Source organism: Vibrio thalassae, from assembly GCF_900089835.1.
Lineage (GTDB): Bacteria > Pseudomonadota > Gammaproteobacteria > Enterobacterales > Vibrionaceae > Vibrio > Vibrio thalassae.
Genome location: NZ_OANU01000002.1, coordinates 78,705 through 95,529, shown reverse-complemented (window position 1 = coordinate 95,529; position 16,825 = coordinate 78,705). Strand labels below are relative to the sequence as shown.

The 16,825-nt window shown below is 46.7% G+C and carries 19 protein-coding genes; 17 read left to right on the top strand and 2 right to left on the bottom strand.

Annotated features, from left to right (window positions below; translation table 11 throughout):
* Positions 1-48: 48 nt before the first annotated feature.
* Together VTH8203_RS00430 and VTH8203_RS00425 are read right to left on the bottom strand one after the other, a co-directional pair.
* Positions 49-726, bottom strand: a complete 678-nt coding sequence (locus VTH8203_RS00430; RefSeq protein ID WP_096991862.1) for an endonuclease — start codon at positions 724-726, stop codon at positions 49-51.
* A 108-nt stretch (positions 727-834) separates the two neighbouring features.
* Positions 835-1,437 carry a hypothetical protein gene (locus VTH8203_RS00425; RefSeq protein ID WP_007104996.1) on the bottom strand — a complete coding sequence of 201 codons (603 nt, stop codon included), beginning with the start codon at positions 1,435-1,437 and terminating at the stop codon, positions 835-837.
* Positions 1,438-1,804: 367 nt separating this feature from the next.
* Between VTH8203_RS00425 and VTH8203_RS00420 the strand changes: the two genes are divergently transcribed.
* The 17 genes from VTH8203_RS00420 to VTH8203_RS00345 all read left to right on the top strand — a co-directional run bounded on the left by VTH8203_RS00420 (position 1,805) and on the right by VTH8203_RS00345 (position 16,823).
* Complete coding sequence (locus VTH8203_RS00420; protein WP_000455722.1) at positions 1,805-2,131, top strand: hypothetical protein; 327 nt, start codon at positions 1,805-1,807, stop codon at positions 2,129-2,131.
* 15 nt (positions 2,132-2,146) lie between these two features.
* Positions 2,147-2,566, top strand: a complete 420-nt coding sequence (locus VTH8203_RS00415) for a single-stranded DNA-binding protein (protein WP_000795984.1) — start codon at positions 2,147-2,149, stop codon at positions 2,564-2,566.
* Positions 2,567-2,645: 79 nt separating this feature from the next.
* Positions 2,646-3,464 carry a phage recombination protein Bet gene (bet, locus tag VTH8203_RS00410; RefSeq protein ID WP_000414662.1) on the top strand — a complete coding sequence of 273 codons (819 nt, stop codon included), beginning with the start codon at positions 2,646-2,648 and terminating at the stop codon, positions 3,462-3,464.
* An 81-nt stretch (positions 3,465-3,545) separates the two neighbouring features.
* Positions 3,546-3,689 carry a hypothetical protein gene (locus VTH8203_RS24705; protein ID WP_000167276.1) on the top strand — a complete coding sequence of 48 codons (144 nt, stop codon included), beginning with the start codon at positions 3,546-3,548 and terminating at the stop codon, positions 3,687-3,689.
* Positions 3,690-3,749: 60 nt separating this feature from the next.
* Positions 3,750-4,766, top strand: a complete 1,017-nt coding sequence (locus tag VTH8203_RS00405) for a YqaJ viral recombinase family nuclease (protein ID WP_000862954.1) — start codon at positions 3,750-3,752, stop codon at positions 4,764-4,766.
* Between the two features lie 209 nt (positions 4,767-4,975).
* Complete coding sequence (locus tag VTH8203_RS00400; RefSeq protein ID WP_096991861.1) at positions 4,976-5,935, top strand: AAA family ATPase; 960 nt, start codon at positions 4,976-4,978, stop codon at positions 5,933-5,935.
* A complete protein-coding gene (locus VTH8203_RS00395; protein WP_096991860.1) occupies positions 5,935-6,702 on the top strand; it encodes a hypothetical protein in 768 nt (255 codons plus the stop codon). The genes VTH8203_RS00400 and VTH8203_RS00395 overlap by 1 nt, the downstream gene beginning before the upstream one ends.
* 98 nt (positions 6,703-6,800) lie before the next feature.
* Complete coding sequence (locus VTH8203_RS00390; protein WP_096991859.1) at positions 6,801-7,754, top strand: DUF3150 domain-containing protein; 954 nt, start codon at positions 6,801-6,803, stop codon at positions 7,752-7,754.
* A 61-nt stretch (positions 7,755-7,815) separates the two neighbouring features.
* Entirely contained in the window at positions 7,816-8,256 is a 441-nt protein-coding gene (locus VTH8203_RS00385; RefSeq protein ID WP_002156789.1) for a hypothetical protein, read from the top strand.
* Between the two features lie 69 nt (positions 8,257-8,325).
* On the top strand, positions 8,326-9,981 hold the full coding sequence (locus VTH8203_RS00380) for a VWA domain-containing protein (protein WP_096991858.1): 1,656 nt from the start codon (positions 8,326-8,328) through the stop codon (positions 9,979-9,981).
* 49 nt (positions 9,982-10,030) lie between these two features.
* Entirely contained in the window at positions 10,031-10,561 is a 531-nt protein-coding gene (gene radC, locus VTH8203_RS00375) for a RadC family protein (protein ID WP_442478230.1), read from the top strand.
* On the top strand, positions 10,561-10,902 hold the full coding sequence (locus VTH8203_RS00370) for a plasmid-related protein (RefSeq protein WP_096991857.1): 342 nt from the start codon (positions 10,561-10,563) through the stop codon (positions 10,900-10,902). The genes radC and VTH8203_RS00370 overlap by 1 nt, the downstream gene beginning before the upstream one ends.
* Positions 10,903-10,992: 90 nt before the next feature.
* The gene (locus tag VTH8203_RS00365; protein ID WP_096991856.1) at positions 10,993-12,060 is read left to right on the top strand and encodes a DUF7146 domain-containing protein; all 1,068 of its coding nucleotides are present in this window, start codon (positions 10,993-10,995) and stop codon (positions 12,058-12,060) included.
* 89 nt (positions 12,061-12,149) lie between these two features.
* On the top strand, positions 12,150-12,857 hold the full coding sequence (locus VTH8203_RS00360) for a hypothetical protein (protein WP_096991855.1): 708 nt from the start codon (positions 12,150-12,152) through the stop codon (positions 12,855-12,857).
* A gap of 362 nt (positions 12,858-13,219) precedes the next feature.
* On the top strand, positions 13,220-14,284 hold the full coding sequence (locus VTH8203_RS00355) for a hypothetical protein (protein WP_096991854.1): 1,065 nt from the start codon (positions 13,220-13,222) through the stop codon (positions 14,282-14,284).
* A gap of 203 nt (positions 14,285-14,487) precedes the next feature.
* Complete coding sequence (locus tag VTH8203_RS00350; protein ID WP_096991853.1) at positions 14,488-15,432, top strand: thioredoxin family protein; 945 nt, start codon at positions 14,488-14,490, stop codon at positions 15,430-15,432.
* 2 nt (positions 15,433-15,434) lie between these two features.
* On the top strand, positions 15,435-16,823 hold the full coding sequence (locus VTH8203_RS00345) for a conjugal transfer protein TraH (RefSeq protein WP_025610843.1): 1,389 nt from the start codon (positions 15,435-15,437) through the stop codon (positions 16,821-16,823).
* Positions 16,824-16,825: the final 2 nt, after the last annotated feature.

Sequence of the window (16,825 nt, the reverse complement as noted above, 5' to 3'; positions counted from 1 at the left end):
AATAAGGCCTCACTGGGTAACTTTGCGCTTACCAGACAGCTGCCTTTATTATTTTTGTATATGATAGTTTTTATTGCCTTGTAAGGCTTTAATTCGGTTGTCTCGTGTAATTTCCCATTCATCAACCGGGTCCATTCTTGACCAAGCTTCAAATAGCTGAGTTTGTTGCCTGCTTAGTCTTAGGCCGTATTGATCACGCATGTAGAAATAAATTCTAGCAATATCACCCTGACGGTTAGCTGGTGGCTCTGCACGGCGGTCTTTGAAATCAACTTCGAAATCACATTGACCGTAGGCTCTTGGTTCATTCGGAATCATGCCAAATCGAAAATTTGATCTATCCCCGTTGAGCTCTCCTACTGATGGTACGAGGTTATGGAGATCCGAAACCATTTTAGAAAACTCAGGATCATTCTTTTCACAGTTCCGACGTCCACCGTTTTGCCAGCATTGGCGTTGATGGCCAATTTCCCAGGCTGAGACAACGTGCTCCCACTCTAAGCGTTCTCCTCGTTTCGGTTGCTTCCTTGGTTCATATCCGCAAGATGCAGCATCAATCGCACCATCATTGTTATAGCTACATCCACAGTAAAACGTACTCTGGTTGTCTTGGTAAATTTCTCGGGCAAATCGTTTTGCCTGGCTGAACGATGTTGGGTGTTCTGCAAATGCAGGGATAGCGAACAACGCTATTAAGAAGGTAACGAGAAAATTAGTTCTATTCATGTAAATTGGCCAAAAATGACAGTTAAATTCATTTTAATGATTTTGATAGAAAATACAGCAAGATGAAGAGCCCCTTCGAGAGGGGCTGGTTGATGGGAGCCTAGTTGGCTAGTTGGCGGGGTTATCTGTTTCCTCTTCAGTGATATCGTCATCGGTAGAAGGCACCGCTTGCTCAACTTCAGCTTCTTTACCCTTAGCTTGGGCTGATTTTCGTGCTCGAATTTCGATATCAATAATGCGTCGTGCAAGTTTGATAATGCGCTGTTGCCATGCGTAGTTGCCATCAACACGTTGCTTGTTGCTAAGCACGCTAGATAACCAGAGTGTGTCCATTGAGATCATCAACGCATCGAGTTTGCGCACTAAGCCAACAAACTGACCAACCTGGGGCGAGCTTATTTTTGCGTTGAAGGTTATCGGGTCGGTGTAGTCAGGTACTTCATCGATGCCGTTGGACTCCATCAATTTGTCCAAACGAGCTTGTTCGTTGTCTACCGCCTTAGCGCAATCCTCGATCAGATGGCTAATGATCTGTTCCACTTCATCAATTTCGTTCTCATCGCCAATGATGCGTAGGATGACATCGATTCCGTAGAGCGCACTGACCGTCCGTCTAAAAACACGGTCAACGACACGTTGCGCCTGTAAGCTATTAATTGTGAATGATTGTTCAAAGATGGGTTTTGAGTAATTGGGTTTTGCTTGGGCCATAAGTTTGCTCCTGATATGACAATAATCAGTCCCTAGCCTAATCCTCTGTGAGGTAATGGCCTTTCAGCTAGGTGGAAGAATTGAGCATCTTTCTAACTATCCTGTCTGGATAAGACGGTTACACTGACTATCAAATATTGCTGATCTGTTTCAGTGATATCTGCGCCTAAGAGCATGAGCTCAAAGGAAGCCCGCCGCTGAGTTTTCTCAGTGGTACTAAGAGGTAGCTAGCCTCCTTAAACAAATAGCCTGCATGTTTTTACATGCTCAACCATGCGTTCCTTACGGTTCGCCTTTTCACCACCCAACTGGGGGAGTTCTCCCCAGTTGGGGGTGACTCCTTCACAACCAAATTAAGGAGTCACCAATGGAATATATCTTCGGATTTATTATCCAAATCGCGGGCATTATGTTGCTAGCAAAACTGAGCTGGTCGCTTTTGCGATTGCTTGCTCGTCAAAGCGTGCGTCCGTTTCGATTTGTACTTACTCAAATCAAGCGATTGCTCACACCAACACCAAAACGTCGTCCAATGGCAGTGCCTAAAGCTCCTGGTATGCCCCGTTTGACATCTGCGTTTTACAAAGAGCCACATCAGTACGACATGGCTTTACTCGAAATACCAACCTATCTGCGTCGTCAGTCTTCTTTGCCCAGCCGGGTAGAAGCGACTGTGTGCACAGAGTTCAACTAAGACGAGGAGAACATCATGAAAAACCAAGTAACACTCATAGGCTACGTTGGCGCTGAGCCAGAGACACGAGCCTATCCATCAGGTGATTTAGTGACCAGTATTTCACTGGCCACTTCTGAGAAATGGCGCGACCGTCAATCCAATGAGCTCAAAGAGCATACGGAATGGCATCGGGTCGTTTTTCGAGATCGTGGTGGATTTAAGTTAGGGCTAAGAGCAAAAGATTTAATCCAAAAAGGAGCGAAGCTTTTTGTTCAAGGGCCTCAGCGCACGCGTTCATGGGAGAAAGATGGCATTAAGCATCGATTGACCGAAGTGGACGCGGACGAGTTTCTGCTTCTTGATAGTGTGAACAAAGCATCTGAGCCATCACCGGCGGATGATGCGAGCTCCCAAGCTAATTGGGCACAAACTTATCCTGAACCAGATTTTTAACCGAGCAAAAACGCTTTAACCCAGCCGGGAGTACTTTCCCGTCAGGGGCAGACTCCCACTTTGATTGTCGGAGTCCATAATGGAAAAACCAAAGCTAATCCAACGCTTTGCTGAGCGCTTTAGTGTCGATCCAAACAAATTGTTCGATACCCTAAAAGCAACAGCATTCAAGCAACGTGACGGTAGTGCACCGACCAATGAGCAGATGATGGCGCTCTTGGTGGTTGCAGATCAGTACGGCTTGAACCCTTTCACCAAAGAGATTTTTGCGTTCCCTGATAAACAAGCTGGAATTATTCCAGTGGTAGGTGTCGATGGATGGTCTCGCATCATCAATCAACACGACCAGTTTGATGGCATGGAGTTTAAGACTTCAGAAAACAAAGTCTCACTGGATGGCGCGAAAGAATGCCCTGAATGGATGGAATGCATCATCTATCGGCGCGACCGTTCGCACCCAGTCAAAATCACTGAGTATCTGGATGAAGTCTATCGACCGCCTTTTGAAGGTAACGGCAAAAATGGCCCTTACCGGGTAGATGGTCCATGGCAGACGCACACTAAGCGAATGCTAAGACATAAATCCATGATCCAGTGTTCCCGCATTGCGTTTGGCTTTGTGGGAATTTTCGATCAAGACGAAGCGGAGCGAATTATCGAAGGCCAAGCAACACACGTTGTTGAGCCATCGGTGATTCCACCCGAGCAAGTTGATGATCGAACCCGAGGGCTTGTTTACAAGCTTATCGAGCGGGCGGAAGCTTCAAACGCTTGGAATAGTGCATTGGAATATGCCAATGAACATTTTCAAGGTGTTGAACTGACGTTTGCGAAACAAGAAATATTTAATGCACAGCAACAAGCAGCCAAAGCGCTCACACAGCCTTTAGCTTCTTAGAGCCACGCATTCATTTTACTAACCCTGGCGGGATTATTCTCCCGTCAGGGGGAAGGTCTCGTCTTTTTTTGGAGATCTTCCATGACTAAATCAGCCTCACTTTTTCGCTTGGTATTGGTTGTTGCCCTTGTCGTAGGTTCGATTCAAGCCGGTAAAACGGCAATTGATTCGCTTCAAGCAAGTGTTGTTCAGCACCAAACAGCGTTAGCACAAGCTGCAAAGTAACCACTTAACCCTGAAGGGGAGTTCTCTCCTTCGGGGGAGTCTCCCTTCAAAGGAGGCAATATGAAGGTTATCGACCTATCACAACGTACTCCTGCATGGCACCAGTGGCGCATTGCAGGGGTTACGGCATCTGAAGCCCCAATTATTATGGGGCGTTCACCCTACAAAACACCTTGGCGATTATGGGCAGAAAAAACTGGATTCGTATTACCGGAAGACCTGTCGAATAATCCAAATGTGCTTCGCGGTATACGGTTGGAGCCTCAAGCAAGGCGAGCATTTGAAAATGCGCATAATGACTTTCTTCTGCCGTTATGTGCAGAAGCCGATCATAACGCAATCTTTCGAGCCAGCTTTGATGGCATCAACGATGCGGGCGAGCCCGTTGAACTGAAATGTCCTTGCCAGTCAGTTTTTGAGGATGTGCAAGCTCATCGAGAACAAAGCGAGGCGTACCAGTTGTATTGGGTGCAAGTACAGCATCAAATACTGGTCGCCAATAGCACGCGTGGTTGGTTGGTATTCTATTTTGAGGATCAACTGATTGAGTTTGAAATACAACGAGACGCGGCGTTCTTAACTGAATTGCAAGAAACAGCGCTTCAGTTTTGGGAGTTAGTACAGACCAAAAAAGAACCGTCAAAATGCCCTGAGCAAGATTGTTTTGTTCCTAAGGGTGAAGCCCAATACCGTTGGACATCGCTGTCTCGACAGTATTGCTCAGCACATGCCGAAGTGGTCCGACTGGAAAATCACATTAAATCTTTGAAAGAGGAAATGCGAGACGCCCAGTCAAAATTGGTCGCCATGATGGGTAACTACGCTCATGCCGACTATGCTGGGGTCAAACTCAGCCGCTACATGATGGCGGGCACGGTGGACTATAAGCAATTGGCCACCGATAAGTTAGGCGAGCTGGATGAACAGGTTTTAGCCGCTTACCGAAAAGCGCCACAAGAGCGGTTGCGCATTAGCACCAATAAGCCAGAGCAGCCCGTTGAAACACCAATCAAAATCAGCCTTGAGCAAGAGAACTTGGTTCTGCCAGGTGACTCGCCGAGCTCATTTTATTTTTAACGTTCACTTGGAGCCGATTTCGGCTCCTTTCTAATGCGCTCATATGGAGTGCATCAGAAAGCAGTTTCACTCGTAGCCAATGCTGGGTACGAATGATAGAGCGAGCTGAACTCTTACATACACAGCCATACCACAATCAACATACCACCCGACGGGGACTTCATTCCCTGCTGGGGCATGGAGCCTCGTCAAAACTGATGAGGTTTACCATGACTGAACAATCCCCATTTTTGGTTCAAGTGAATCAAGCGTTTAATGTCCCGGCTCCTGATGCTTTCGTTCTGGAAGGATTTAGTGCCGACACTACCCATCCAAACATTCCCGTTCGCAAGGACGAGTATGTTTTTAGAAAAGAAGACTTACGTGACGTATTGGCGTTCTTGTCTAACCCAGACGGTGACGGTTTGTATATTACAGGCCCCACTGGATGCGGTAAGACCTCGCTAATTTGCCAAGTTGCTTCTCGATTGAATTGGCCTGTTCAGCAAATTACTGCGCACGGTCGATTGGAGTTGTCCGATCTTATCGGTCACCACACACTGGTTAATGGCAACATGACCTTTGTGTATGGGCCGCTGGCACTGGCTGTCAAGCATGGCCATTTGCTGATCATTAATGAAATGGATCTTGCTGAGCCTGCTGAACTGGCTGGGCTCAATGACATTTTGGAAGGTGCCCCGTTGGTCATCGCACAAAATGGCGGAGAGATCATCATGCCACATAACAAGTTTCGTTTTATCGCTACCGGCAACAGTGCGGGCAGCGGTGACCAGACGGGCTTGTATCAAGGTGTGCTTCAACAGAATTTGGCTTTCCTTGATCGCTTTAGAATCATTGAAGCGACCTATGCAGAGCCATTTGTAGAGGAAGCCATTCTGGAGAATGTTGCGCCGGGCTTGCCAGAAGTCTTTCGCCAAAAAATGGTGAAAGTAGCCGGTGACATTCGTCGTCTTTTTATTGGGGGCGCGGATGGCGGAGCAGAGCTTAGTATCACGATGTCCACTAGGACCTTGGTGCGCTGGGCAAAGTTAACACTTGCTTTTAAAGGCGCTCCTAACGCAGTGGAGTATGCACTGGTTCGGTCTTTGACGGCTCGTGCTGAGTTGGAGCAACGAGAAGCCATTCACCGTATTGCCGCTGATGTCTTCGGTGACCATTGGGAGGATTGATGATGGAAAAGTGCTTTGCTCTTTGCCGTTACAGTCATTCTGATGGGACAGCCAAAGAATGGGCCATTTACGTTGGATCAGATACCAAGGAGATTGAAGTTCGGTTTGGAAAAGCCGGTCAATTATCGCAGCAGCGATTGATTGATTCGACTGATCCTAACGCTGAAGCAGACCGACGAATCAATGAGAAAATCAACAAGGGTTATCGATTTGTTGGACACGTCGGTATTGATCATCAAGGGCGGCCATTTGAACTCTCAAATGCGCTAGATAGTGTCGCGTGCGCCAATAACGTCAGTTGGGAGTTTCGTACTCGCAAGGACGTCAATGGCCAAATATCGCTGGCGCAAAAAGCGTTGTTCGATATGGCAAAGCTGCTTGAAGCCTATGGCTTGGCTGTTATTGATGATAACCAGGTCAGGATTGGAGAATGGTCATTAGGGTTTTGCAAAAGCGGATTACCTAGTACCAATCAAATCAGCATGGTGTCAGGTGAAGGCGCTGGCATTGTTAACACTGATGATGGCCCGTGGCCATTGTTGCTGTTACTGGCCTTTAAGCGTCAATTACCACCACTGTGTTCGCTCACAGTAGCGAGTCCTGAAGGGATAGAAGTATCCGACAAACTGAAGTTGGAAAAAGATGTATTGAGGCTTTTAGGCAGTGATTTAGAGCGGGTTCGCCCGATAGCTGAAGCACTGGACTTAATGCCTGCGAAAATCGATCTCAACCAATCGTCGCCTGATTCGCAAAATTACTATTTCTGATAGTGATGTTGCCATTAGCGCGTCAACTACTACCACCCAAATGGGGGCCATTGCTCCTGTTGGGAGTGGTGCGTCCCCATCTCGCATGAGGATGCACTATGAGTATTCAAACCCTCGACAAACTTTTGATTTGTCACATCGACTGTTCCATCTGGAGCGGTAGAAAAAAACTAAGGCCTGAAGATTTCAGATTAGCCAATGGTAGCCAACTTCCACCGAAGGATGTTGCCAGCTTAGGGAGTAAAAAAATTTGCGACCCAGAGGCATTGGCGAACTTTGAAAGGCTTAAGAAAGAAGCGCAGCGCTTGTGTGAGCAAGTCGGTGTGCGGTTTTTAGGTGGCTATGCCATCCCTGAGGACCGAATTGATCAGATTGTTCCAGAGCTTGACCGGATCGGTCAGGAGTTTGCGCAGTGCAAGCAGTTGTTCTTGGACAACTATGATCAGGTGACGTTTGACTGGGTTGCAAAACACCCGGAATTTGCAGATGCAATCCGGCGTGCATTATCACCCATCGAAGACGTGGAACAACGGCTTCAGTTCGATTATGCCATCTATCGAATGCAACCGGCTGAACAAGCTGGTGGCCTAGATGACAAGGTCAATGGTATGGGACACACCCTCTTTAGGGAGGTGGCTCGTGATGCCAATGAGCTGTTTGAGCGTTCCGTTGCAGGCAAGAATCAAATCAGCCAGCGAGCCCTTAATCCTCTGAAGCGGTTAAGAGACAAGTTGGATGGTTTGTCATTCCTAGATCACCGAGTTCAGCCGATGGTTGAAGCGATGGACAATTTATTTGTTCGTCTGCCGAAGACCGGCCCTGTGACAGGCAATCTCTATCACGAACTGATGGCGACCATTTTAATTTTGTCTGATCCAGACAAGATGAGAATGCACGGTGAAGGCCAATTGGATATCAGGCAACTGATGCCCAAACCAGAACCTAAACCCGCACAGCCAGTATCTGCTCAGGCAGATAACTTGCGTGCAATACCTCAACCAACCGTCAGACCAAACCTTGGTTCGACTGTACCAAACTCATTTTATTTTTAACGTCCTTGAGGGCATGTTGCCCTGAAGGGCGCATGTCCTCTGAACTATGTAAGAGGAAATTATGCAATCAACCATCCATAACCCCAGCCAACTGAATCAGTTTGAAGCACATTTTCGTGGTGTGACTGATGCTGTTGAAAGTGAATCGATACCAGAAGTGGCGTGTTGTCGAACGTTAGTACAACGGTCGTACTCAACACATAGTGTCGTGATCCCCAAGAACCCTGTGCTGATCGCAGATGCGGACGCACAAGGAGCTTGGGTAACGGCCATGGTATTTGTTCCAAACATTGCATTGCAGCAAACCGCTTTTGAGCGGGCCTGGCTGCAATATCAACACGAGGTGTCTACTCAGTTACAAGACCAGTACGGTCTGACATTGAATGACATCCTGAGTTTAGACCAGCTTAAAACGTCATTTGAACAGCACGAGAGTCCAGCTCAATTGGTGGCTTGGTTAGGTCAAAAATACGACCTGGATAAGCTAAAAGTACAGGTTTAAACATTCACATTCCCAGCGGGGAAACGCTCCCGCTGAGGGAGTATTCCCCCTAATGATTAGGAGACTCCCATGAATCATCCATTAAAAAACGCACTGCCAATCGTTGCTGCCGCTTATGGCGAAAAGTTTGGTGTGAAGGTGCTTATTCAAGGACAAGATGCGTTTACCGATGGTGAGCGGATTGTGATCCCAACAGCAAACCCAGACGACCCACACTATCAACAGATAGCATGGGGTTATCTGGCTCATGAAGCGGCGCATATTCGGCATACTAATTTTGACATGGTGCAGAAGGCGTCGTCCAAGCCGATCCGTAAGGCACTTCTCAATATCATTGAGGACGTTCGCATTGAAAACGAATTGGCAAAGGATTACCCCGGAACCCGGCGTAGTATTTCGCAAGTGATTGAGTACATGGTGGACACACAGCAAATGAGTGTACCTGAACAGCTTGAGCCTGCATCTAACTTGCAAGCCTGGTTGTTGTTCCGCTTGAGATGCCATTTTCTGGGTCAGAAATCGCTGACGCCTTTGTATCAAGCGGTTGATGAAAGAGTAAGACAACTCTTTCCTGCCGCAGCGATGAGCCGGTTAAGCGCCATGCTTACAGCAGTGCCTAGCTTAGGGTCTACAGGTGAAGTGCTAAAACTTGTCGATGCCATCGTTGCCATGTTGGAAGAAGAATCTCGTCCACCACAGGATGAGTCTGATGCTGATAGCGGTAATGACATTGGACAAGATGCGAGTAATGACAGCAATAACAGTAGTGACAGTCAAAGCCCAGAAACAGACTCGTCTGCAACGGGGGATGTTGCTGAAACAGGTGATTCAGATAACTCTGATCAAGCTGACAATTTGCGACAAGCCTTAGAGGCCAGTGCCGCTCAGTTTGAACCCGATACCTTTGCACAAGTGGCAGAAGTGTTGTCGGAACAAGCTGAAGGACATCAGGGCGTCACTCCACTCAGTTTGCCCCAAGCAGAGCAAGCTATGTTGGGTGATGAGGCCATCTTGACCTTATCGGCGTCTGAGTCCGCTCAAATTCGAGCCCGACTTAGGGGCATGGTTCAGTCCAGTCAGGACAATCGGAATCATGCCAAACGGCACGGTATTCGAGTTGCAACCCATCGTCTTGCCGCTTCACAAGCAGGTGAGTCGAGATTGTTTATTCAAAGGCAACCTCGCATTGCGCCAAATGCTGCTGTGCACTTGCTGGTCGATATATCGGGTTCAATGGGTAAGCCCATAGGCGAGGGGAATCGCAAGTACTTTCATGTTGCCAATGAAGCCGCTTTGGCTTTGGCCATGGCACTGGAAGGCATACCGGGTGTTGTACCTGCGGTCAGTTATTTTCCTGGTATTCATCAGGAAGTTTCTATCGCGTTGTTGCCCAAGCAATCGGTTCGACATCGGGCCGCCTGTTTTGACCAAAAACCACGAGGTTGTACGCCTATGGCACAAGCGATGTGGTTTGCGGCAAACAGTTTGTTAGCGCAAAAACAGAAGCGAAAGCTAATGATAGTGCTAACCGATGGTGACCCAGATGATTGGGCTGCCACGCATGACATTGTTGACCGGTGCAGACGCAGTGGCTTTGAGCTACTGGGGATCGGGATTCAAACACGCAGTGTTGAGAGATTCTTTCCACAAAGCATCGTGATTAACGACGTCAAAGATCTAAAGCGTGAGTTATTCGAAGTAACACAACAACTGTTAATTCAGTAACCACATCCATTTTACCACCCTGCGGGGACGATTCCGTCCCCGTCTGGGCATGGGTTCGTCTCCGTTTTTTTTGGAGACTCCTATGAAAAACAAAAAATTCTTAGCTGGCGAAGAAGCCGGTACTTACATCGTTCCTGAGCAGGTGACCGAAGCGGATATATTAGATATGGCGCTCAAGCTTGCTCGTGGTCGATTGAGTAAAGGTCGCAAAATTGAACAGCCATCGTCGGCGTTCTCATACCTGCAAACACTGATGCACGAGTATGAGCACGAAGTCTTTGGAGTGCTGTTTCTTGATACAAAGCATCGCGTTATTCGATTTGAAGAGCTGTTCAAAGGCACTTTAGATGCGGCGAGCGTGTATCCAAGGGAAGTAACAAAGCGTGCGCTAGAGCTTAATGCGGCAGCAGTGATACTGGTTCATAACCATCCATCGGGTGATCCTGAACCTAGTGAAGCTGATAAACGCATCACTCATCGACTCCGTGACGCCTTGTCACTTGTTGATATTCGAACGCTTGACCATGTTGTGGTCGCATCCGAGGGCTGCGTTTCGCTTGCCGAACGCGGTTATCTTTAATGAATGGGCGCATTGCCCATTCTCCTACATCACAAAAGCAGTCCCATCAACACACATCATCACAGCTCGAATTTCTATTTGAGTTTGATGATGCCCCAGTCACTTGGTCTGACACGGAAATCTGGCAGTTACGCGAAGGCATTCTATTGGATGCGATCCGAGTATTGCTGGATGGCCGTGTCAGTACTCGGTTGCGAAAGGATGTGTTGTCGTGGATTAAAAATGACGAATTAACGCCATTTTGCTTTCGTGTTTGCGCAATGGCTGCGGTTGTCGATCCTGATGTGCTTCGTGAGTCCATCATGTGGCTATTAAGACGACATGGTATCCAGCTTGACTAACGCTCTTGTATTAACCGAACGGCTAATGCAGGACCTAAGCTGACTTTTACCACCTGTGGTAGGAGTCGGCATTTTACTTAAGGAGGATATATGGCGTTACCATTACAAATTGACACAGTAAGGCCATATCTTAATGGCCAATGGCTTCAAGTATTAGCGGCATTGGTGCCAGAACTTGATGCCGCCATTGCTCGAAAAGGCCGTCATGTGGCTTGTCCTGTTCATGGCGGTCGTGATGGCTTTAGGCTGTTCAAAGATGCTGAATATACCGGTGGTGGCGTTTGTAACACCTGCGGGATCTTTCATGATGGCTTTGAACTGTTGTCTTGGATTAATGGATGGAACTTTGCTCAGTCTATTGAAGCAATCGGTCAAGCTCTAGGTATTCAACCCGGACAAGTACCAACTCGGGTAATACCGAGTAACGCTGTTGACTGGAAGACTAAAAAGCAGGAAGAGGACAAAGCGATTATCCATCGCTTGAATCAAACGTGGGGAGAAACGTTATCTCTTGCAGATACTCGTGCGCAACCTGTTTGGAACTACTTGCATCGTCGTGGCATTGTGACGCGGTTTCGTCCTGAATGGGATTCGGTGCTGAGGTTTCATCCAAGCTTGCCTTACCATAATGAAGATGGTCTGTTTATCGATAGCTACCCAGCGCTGCTAGGTAAAATCGTTACTCAGCAAGGGCGTTCGACCACGTTTCATCGGATCTACCTAAGTGAAGATGGATTCAAAGCGCCGGTTGAAAAGCCTAAAAAGATGATGCCGATACCAAGTGACAGAACAATCACTGGTGGTGCTATTCCGATAGGTGAGCCTGGTGAGGTATTAGGTGTTTCTGAAGGCATCGAAACAGCTCTAGCGGTTACCAGAGCTACGGGACAAACATGTTGGTCGGTTGTGAATGCAACGCTACTGGCTAGGTTTGAACCACCAAGTAATGTGAAAATGCTGTACATCTGGGCAGATCACGATCTCTCTGAGACCGGCCTGAATGCAGCGAATGAACTCAAGAAAAAAGCCTGGCAGAAAGGCATTCTGACACAAGTCCTGATCCCTCCGATACCAACGTCACTTGGCGTGAAAAGTTGGGATTGGAATGATGTGCTGAATGTTTACGGTGCCATGGGCTTTCCTAAAGTTCATACCTGATCCAAGGGGCTTCGGCCCCTTTTTTTGCGCCTTGCATATTTGAAAAAACATGGAGAATGAAAAATAGATAACCAATAGGAGAAAAAAACATGATGGTATTAACCCTGTTAACAAAGCAGATTGATGGCAAGTATACGGTGTACTGGAAGACCGGCCTTCGAAGAGGTGGTGAGCTAAAGGTCAATTTAGGTGAGCAATACGACAAGCTACCTGAGCAGCAAAAGCCAATTGCAGCTGAGCTTTATGCTATTCATCACCTACTGTCAGTGAAAGAGGTGATGGGGAGTAACCGAAGCGGCAATGGGCTTCAAATCCGAGTCAGTAAAGGTGCCATCAAAAAGTTACAGAAACAACGCTCAACTCAGCATTCACTTTACAGCCTGACTAGGTTTTTGCTCACCCGTTACCAGGAAGCACAGATCTCGGTAGAAAAGAGTGACGATTGGCTCTCATATCTCTTCGAGGAATACAGTGTGGATAATGTTACGGTGAGAGGCATCGATGAGGTAATAAATGTTCCGAACATTGGACCTGTCGTGGTGACTCATCATGCACTGGATCGGTTTGTGGAACGGCTTTCAGACGGCGTACCTAAGCATCCTTGGAAGGCTTTGTGCTCAAAGCTGCTATGTTCGGGGCTAACTAAAACTCAGTTGCCAGAAAACGTCGCTATCCAAAAAGCAAAAAAATATGCCCAAGAGGCCGAGTTCTGGCAGCATGTGGGGAGCAAAATGTACTTTGTCATGGTTCCAAGTTGCTCAATTAAAATTTTGGTTACGGTTATTGCAGTAAAGTGAGCTAACGTAGTATTCGAAGTTTCTGAATATTGCTTTATGTGCCAGAAGTAGACGTTAGAGGTCTACCTTGAGCACTGATCTGGTCGATTCATCTTTTCCTTTTTTGAACTGCACGATCCATACGTTTTCAGTTTTTCTTTGTGATGGTTGCCTGAATTTCAAAAATCCTATATATTTTTTAGTGGCGCTAGCCACACTTGCACACGAGTGAAAAACAGCAAATTGACCTGAAAAGGCGTATAGAGAACCCAATATTTACTTAAATTTTAATTATACATACATGGCTTGAGAGATCATGTTGTAATCGTGTGTAGCAATGATTGATAACGGTTAATAACTGTCTCAAGCATATGGATATGTATATGAAAAGTTTAAAACCCATCATTTTTACGGCTCATTCTGAGTTAAAAACAGCAATTCCATCAATAAAGAAAAGCCATTTATACGAAGCGTTCGCAGCATTTTGCGGCTTTAAAAGCTACGCGGCATTTCAAGTTGCCTCTGAATATAGAGTTGAAAACCTTGAGATCGCAAATAGACAGTGCTTTGAGCGCTTGCAAGCTTTGGATTTTGATGCAGGTGTTACGCTTCAAGTATGCCAGCGAATCCAGCAAGCTTGGGAGCAATTTAACATTATCTCTTTAGATGATGTTTATGCATTTTATGCTGAGGCTTCTTTTGAAAAAGCATTAGGTGAAACACGAATGCTAGGTGTTTTAACCTCATTCATAGATGCAAATGACTCAGAAGCGATATTGGTTGGTCTTGTTGTAGCTGCGACATTATTGGCTGAATATGAAGACAATCCGGATAACAGAAGTGGCGAGTTCTGGTATAACAAAAAACTAGCTGGTCATTCGCTTAATGTAATTCAGTCTGACGTTGCTGAGCAATACCAGAAAATCGTCCCTTATCGAGAGCTTTTAACGCTGGTATTAAAGAAATTTGAAAACAGTAATGATGCGGTATTTCCAATTCCTTCATCGTTGAAACCAATCTATGATCAATGTGGTGACGGCCATAGCCACTGCTGGAGTGGCTATTTTTATGATGATCCTTATGTTGTGATTGAGGCTATTGGATATGCTTTGCATTGTCAGGACGAAGATGAGCCAGTAATCCCAATTAGTTTTTATCTTGATTGGCTAAAAGCTGAAATGATTGTTGCTCCGTCACGCGAAGGGTTGATTGAAATAATCGAAGCTACGATTAGTGAAACTGAAAAGTGGTTTTGGTATTACGTTGGTCTACAGGATGATGTCGACGTAACCAAAGATTGTTACAGGGCAATCAATGCTGACACTGGTGAAGATTATGATGATTATGGGCCAGCAGTAGCTGTTGGCGATGACGGTGTAGCGCTTCCAATTATTTCTGACGACTTAAAACTTAAACTAAAAACTGTTGCTCAAAAGCTTATCTCTTAATCTTTGAGATAAAAGTGATGGCTATGCTGAGGCTTAGCCTTTCGCTCAAAGCGTAAAATCATATCTTTTGTTCATTAACGTTAGCTGTTGTTACTAGTTACAACAGCTAGTCAGAAACACTCACAATTCCTTCATCTATCTGGCCAATCGCTCTAGCGGGGATCTTTAGCATGTTAGCTCTATGAAATGTTCTGGAGTTGACAATGAGAACGCCTTTGTTACCTTGGTTCATCCTATGGGTGACCATCCCAATCATTATTTTCTTTCTATTCATTTTACCCGCCTATGCCAGTGACGAGCCATTCTATCAGCGTGGCCAGGAAGGCTGGTTTTGGTATCAGGTCATTCCTGAGCCAGCGGAGGCTGAAGAGCTTATTAAGCCGGAATCTGGTGCGGCAGAGTCGAGTCAGAGCGAGCTAAAGCCCTTCAGTGCTGCCTGGTTTCGAGAGCATATGCAGTCGTTCATGGACAAGGCAATTGATGAGCCGACGAATGAGAACGTCCGAGCCTATCTGTATCTACAGCGCGTCATGATGGATAAGGGCTCACTATTTGCTGATGTTAGTCAGCAGGTGGTCATGGGCGATCCAGTTTTGGATGAAATCAGTCGCAGACCCTTGGCTACCTATGCTGCCAATCGGATGGATCGAGAAGCTGGCGCTCAACGAGATATTGCTTTAGGTGAAGTAGCAAAACGGGCTGGCTTATTCTTCTTCTATCGCTCTGATTGCCCTTACTGCCATGCTCAAGCGCCTATTATCGAATCAATGGCTTTGAACTATGGTTTCGAGGTGTTTGCTATTGCAGTCGATGGCTTGCCTTTACCTGGTGGAGAGTTTCCTAATTACAAAGTCGATTCAGGACAAGCTCAATCCTTGTCCGTTACGACTGTCCCTGCCGTGTTCTTAGTTGATCCGCCTAATGTCATCACTCCGATTGGCCAAGGCGCAATGAGCCTTGATGAGCTCAATAATCGAATCATTCTTGCAGCCCATCAAGCCGGTTGGATTGACGATCAAACTTACTATGCCACCAGACCTGTTCAACCCGGCGTGTCACTCGCGATGTCAGCCCAAGAGCTTAACGAAAAGATATTACAGGACCCTGAGTTCCTTGTTCGCTATCTGCGTGCACAAGGAGGGTTATAACAATGAAAAAAGTATTCCGAGTATCGCTAATCGCCTGTGCGATTGGTTTTTCGTCTATGAGCCAAGCAAGCTTGCAACAGGAGATGAATCAATTGTTTGGTTCAATGACCAACACCACTGCGCCTGGTGTATTCGAGAGTCAGCGGCGTGGCGTTATATCTGGTGGAAGCGTTGTTGTCCGTAACAGGATCATGAACGAGAACCTCGTCTCAATGGTGCCTCCGTCATTCCAAGCAGGTTGTGGCGGCATTGATATGTTCGCTGGAAGTTTGTCATTTGTTAATGCAGATCAGTTTGTTCAATTACTTCGCTCTGTAGCGGCAAATGCCAAGGGGTACGCATTCCAATTGGCGCTCAGTGCTATGTGTGAGAAATGCTCTCAGCACATGGAGACACTGCAAAAGAAAATCCAGCAGTTGAACGAGTATTTTGGCAATTCCTGTCAAATGGCTCAGGGAGTCGTGAACGATACCCTGGCTGCTTTTGGTAAAAAGGGGCAAACAGAAGCCAGCATGTTGAGCTCACTTAAAGGGGCTGGAGACATTTTTACCAGTTGGAGTGAGTCCAACGGTAAGAACCCTTATGAGAATGCTTCAAGTGTCGCGGCATCTGATGTGAATAAAACGATTAAAGGTAACTTGGTCTGGCGAGCACTGAAACGTCATTCGGCATCAAGCTGGTTTGCATCGGGGGATGACCGTTTTCTTGAAGCGGTTATGTCGGTGACGGGTTCGATCATCGTTGGTGATTTGGCTAATGCGGCTGATGGTCAAGGTAAAGCCCCAAAACTGACCAGATTGAATGGCAATAAAGTGACTATTGAGCATCTAATTCATGGCGGTAACGTCGCTATGTACCGATGTGACACAGTGACACAAGACGGCTGTCTGAATCCGACAATTACTAACGTGACTCTTACCGGGTTATCAACTCAGGTAGAAAATTTACTTCTTGGTACAGGTTCTAGTAACGGCATTATTTTTAAGTTTGCTCGAAATACAGGGGCTGCTAGCACCACCGAAAAGGCTTTTATGACCTCGGCTCCTGCGAGCATTGGCGGTATGATTCGAACACTTTCTGCATTAAATGAAGGGGCCGCTAGGTCGTTTGCTTCAAGAGCGGCACCATTTATTGCTGTTGAGATGGCCCGAGCATTGGTTGAAGACATGCTCAATGCAGCTAGAAGTACCTCCGGTGTGGAAGATCATGCCTATGCGAAGTTGTTAACCGAAGACCTTGAACGTGCACGTCGCCAAATCAATGAGGAGTACGCTGCGTTGCAGCGAAGATACGGCTCAGAGCAAGAATTGCTGGCGCATTTTAACCAGGTGATTCAGACCATTCGCAAACAGCGTTATTACACCGTTAAATCTACGGCGCTGGGGGAATAGGT